This window comes from Saliniramus sp. (assembly GCF_035311605.1).
Taxonomy (GTDB): Bacteria; Pseudomonadota; Alphaproteobacteria; order Rhizobiales; family Beijerinckiaceae; genus Saliniramus.
Genome location: NZ_DATGCW010000209.1, coordinates 1 through 3,745 on the forward strand (window position 1 = coordinate 1; position 3,745 = coordinate 3,745).

The 3,745-nt window shown below is 64.9% G+C and carries 4 protein-coding genes; 1 reads left to right on the plus strand and 3 read right to left on the minus strand.

Annotation, left to right across the window (positions count from 1 at the left end):
* On the minus strand, nucleotides 1-401 hold a 401-nt coding region (locus VKP01_RS09520; protein WP_324411913.1), incomplete at its 3' end, for a superoxide dismutase.
* A 241-nt stretch (nucleotides 402-642) separates the two neighbouring features.
* Between VKP01_RS09520 and VKP01_RS09525 the strand changes: the two genes are divergently transcribed.
* Entirely contained in the window at nucleotides 643-2,085 is a 1,443-nt protein-coding gene (locus VKP01_RS09525) for a hypothetical protein (protein WP_324411914.1), read from the plus strand.
* Nucleotides 2,086-2,103: 18 nt separating this feature from the next.
* Here VKP01_RS09525 and surE read toward each other — a convergent pair whose 3' ends face one another.
* Both surE and serS read right to left on the minus strand, forming a co-directional pair.
* Nucleotides 2,104-2,865, minus strand: a complete 762-nt coding sequence (gene surE / locus VKP01_RS09530) for a 5'/3'-nucleotidase SurE (protein ID WP_324411915.1) — start codon at nucleotides 2,863-2,865, stop codon at nucleotides 2,104-2,106.
* 4 nt (nucleotides 2,866-2,869) lie between these two features.
* Nucleotides 2,870-3,745: serine--tRNA ligase (gene serS, locus VKP01_RS09535; protein WP_324411916.1), on the minus strand; the 876-nt coding region annotated here is incomplete at its 5' end.

The window sequence follows — 3,745 nt, forward strand, 5'->3', positions numbered from 1 at the left end:
CCGTTCTTCACGGCGATCCAGGCCCAGCCGGAGCCGAATTGCGTCACGCCGGCCTGAATGAAGTCTTCCTTCATCTTGTCGACGCCACCGAGATCCTCAGAGATCTTCTTCTCGAGCCCACCGGGAATGGCGCCGCCGCCATTGGGCTTCATCCAGTTCCAGAAATGCAGGTGGTTGAAGTGCTGGCCGGCATTGTTGAACAGCGCCTGGTTGACGCCGTGCGAGCCCTTCACGATCTCTTCGAGGCTCTTGCCCTCGAATTCCGAGCCCTCCAGCAGCTTGTTGCCGGTGGTGACATAGGTGTTGTGGTGCTTGTCGTGATGATATTCGAGGGTCTCGGCCGACATGTAGGGCTGAAGCGCGTCATAGGCGTAAGGCAGATCGGGAAGGCTGAAGGACATGGTGATTTCCTCTCCTGATTCGAATTTCGGTTCGCCGCGCACGAAGCGGGCGCACTGCGAAGCTTAGGTAAGCCCCATTGCACGCCACGGCAACGGTTACCCCCGCATTCCGTTGCATCCGGGCCTGATTTTTCGCTTGCGCGGGACGCAGATCGCCTTTGCGCAAGGCTGCGTCATTGGCAAAGGCGCCCGAGAGCTTTAACCTTTGGGCAAGTTTGTTTTTCGCGTGACGAGGATTCGCATGATCATCGCGTTGTACTGCGTCGCCGCCGCGATGGTCCTCGGCGGCATTTATTCCGCTTTCGCTGGTTGGGAAATCGTGATTCTGGAACGCGGCTGGACGCAGGTGCTGTCTGGTGTGATCGTCGCAACCGGCGGCGTCATCCTCGCCGGCATCGCCTTCCTCGCGAGTGCGCTGCGCAAGCTTGCTTCGAGCCTGCGCGCGCAGGCCGGTTCCGGCATGCCGGCGACGCCGCCTGCAGAAAGCGCACTCGCGCGAAGCGGTTCCGCCCGCAGCCGCCTCACCGAGGGCACATCCGCCGGCGCTCCGCTCACCGGGGCAACCGCCATGGCGCTCGCCGGGCTCGACAAGGCGAAGGGCGCCTTCGCCGGCAGAGGGGATAAGGGCGATACGACCGATAAGGGTGAGGCCGCCGAGGCACAGGCGCTGCCCGATCCGCAGCTGCCGCAGACCGCGCTGGCGCAAGCGGAGGCGGAGGCGGAGAAAACGCCGGAGACCGAGCCTCAGCCGAGCCCCGCCGATGATTTCCTCACCCGCGCGGCGGAGGCCGAGGCGCGCGAAGCCGAAGCCCGCGAAGCCGAAGTGCCCGACGCCACAGACCCGTTCGCGCCACAATCCTTCCCTGAGAGCAATATCGGCGATGGCGCTTTGCGGGACGACCCGCTCGCCGACAGGCCCGATAGTGGGGACGGGCTGCGCAATGCCGTCGCCGATGCGCTGTTCGCCGAAGATCTCCAACCCGCCGCAACGCCGCACGAACATGTCGGCGCGGAGCCGCCCGCACAATTCCCGCCTGCCAATACGGTTCCGCCCGCACCCGATGCGCGAAAGCCATTAAGCGCCGCGCCGGAGGTTTCCGAGCCCGTCACGGTCGAGAAGCATTCGTCGGAGAAACCCGCTGCCGCCCTGCCGGATGACGAAGAGGTCGATCGCCCGGCGCTCTCGGCCGACATGACGGATGCACCCGATGAGAAGGCCGCGCAGAATCTGCAAGCCGGTCAGGCTGTCTCGCACGAGGCTGCCGTCTCCCTGGAGCAAGAGCGCTTCGCCACGCTTCTGGAGGCGCAGACCGCGACCGAGGAGCCGGAATACGCCCCTACCCTGCCCGAGCCGGAACCCGAGATCATCCCGGAGCCAGATCGCCTGCCTGCGGCGATCGAATCCGAGCCGGAACCCGCGCCCCAACCGCAGCCCAAGCACGAGCCCGAACCCGAGCCCGTTCCTGCTCACGAGCCTGAACCAGCGCCGATCCTCGAGCCGGAAGAAGCCGCTCCCGCGCCGGAGCTCAACGTCATCGGCACCTACGAATCCGGGGGCAATACCTACACCATGTATGCCGACGGCTCGATCGACGCGAAAACGCCGGAGGGCGATTACCACTTCGCCTCGCTCGACGAGTTGAAGACCTTCATCGCGGAAGGCGGAGAGAGCCGCGGCTCGTGAGGGCAGCGGTTCACCGGCTCAGCGAAAGACTTGCGCGAACTGCGTGAGAGTCGGCTCGTCGGTATAATCGAGCTTGAGCGGGGTAATTGAAATGCGCTTGCTGCGGATCGCCCACAGATCGGTGCCATGGCCGGGGGTGAAATCGGTCTTTGCGAAGGCGATCCAGTAATACGGATTGCCGCGCCCATCCTCGCGCTCGTCGATCTTGAGGAAGGCCTGGTCGCGCAGGCCCTGATTGGTCGCGACGGTGGCGACGACATCATCGGGCTCGCAATCGGGAAAGTTCACATTGACCAGCGAATGGCGTGGCCATTCCATCTCGAGCAGCTTGCGCACGATACCCGGCCCGTGATGCTCGGCAGTCTGGAACTTCACCTTGTTACGCCCGCCCGGCCCATAGGCCTGCGACAGGGCGATGGAGCGCACCCCGAGCATGGTCCCCTCGATCGCCGCTGCGATGGTGCCGGAATAGCTCACATCCTCGGCGACGTTCTGGCCGCGATTGACGCCGGAGAGAATCAGATCGGGCTTGCGATCGGCGAGGATCGAGCGCATCGCCATGATGACGCAATCGGTGGGCGTGCCCTTCACCGCGTAGTGACGCTCGGAAATCTCGCGCAGGCGCAGCGGATCGTTGAGCGAGAGCGAATGCGAGACGCCGCTTTGGTCCGTCTCTGGCGCGACGACGATGACGTCGTCCGACAATTGCCGCGCGATCGCCTCCAGCGCCTTCAGGCCGGGAGCATGGATGCCGTCGTCATTGGTGCAGAGGATGCGCATGGTCTCAGGGCTGCCTTTCGATACGGGTGATCCCGCCCATATAGGGCGCGAGTGCCGACGGGACCGTGACGGAGCCGTCGGCGTTCTGATAATTCTCCATCACCGCGATCAGCGCGCGCCCCACAGCGACGCCGGAGCCGTTGAGCGTATGCACGAATTGCGGCTTGCCGTCTCGGCGGAAGCGTGCGCCCATGCGCCGCGCCTGGAAATCGCCGCAGACGGAGCAGGAGGAGATCTCGCGATAGGCCTGCTGGCCGGGCAGCCAAGCCTCGATATCGTAGGTCTTGTGCGCGGCAAAACCCATATCGCCGGTACACAGCGTCATGACGCGGTAGGGAATGTCGAGCTTTTGCATCACCGCCTCGGCGCAGGCGAGCATGCGCTCATGCTCGTCGCGCGAGGTCTCGGGCGCGGTGATCGAGACGAGCTCGCATTTCCAGAACTGGTGCTGGCGCAGCATGCCGCGCGTATCGCGCCCCGCCGAGCCGGCTTCCGCCCGGAAGCACGGCGTCAGCGCGGTGAAGCGCAGCGGCAGCTCTTCCTCGGCGAGGATCGATTCGCGCACGAGATTGGTGAGCGGGACTTCGGCTGTGGGGATGAGCCAGCGGTCTTCCTTGGAGGGCGCGGCTGCGAGCACCCGATCAACGAGACCGACGAGATCGATCTCCCCGATGCGGAAAGCGGCGATATCCGCCTCTCCGGCATGCTCCAAAGCCTCGTGCAGCAGCTCCGCGCGGGTGCCCTCGCTGAACCCCATGAACTGATCATCACGGAACTTCGGCAATTGCGCCGTGCCGAACATCGCCTCGTCGCGCACCAGCAGCGGCGGGTTGACCTCGGTATAGCCGTGAGCGCCCGTATGCAGATCGATCATGAACTG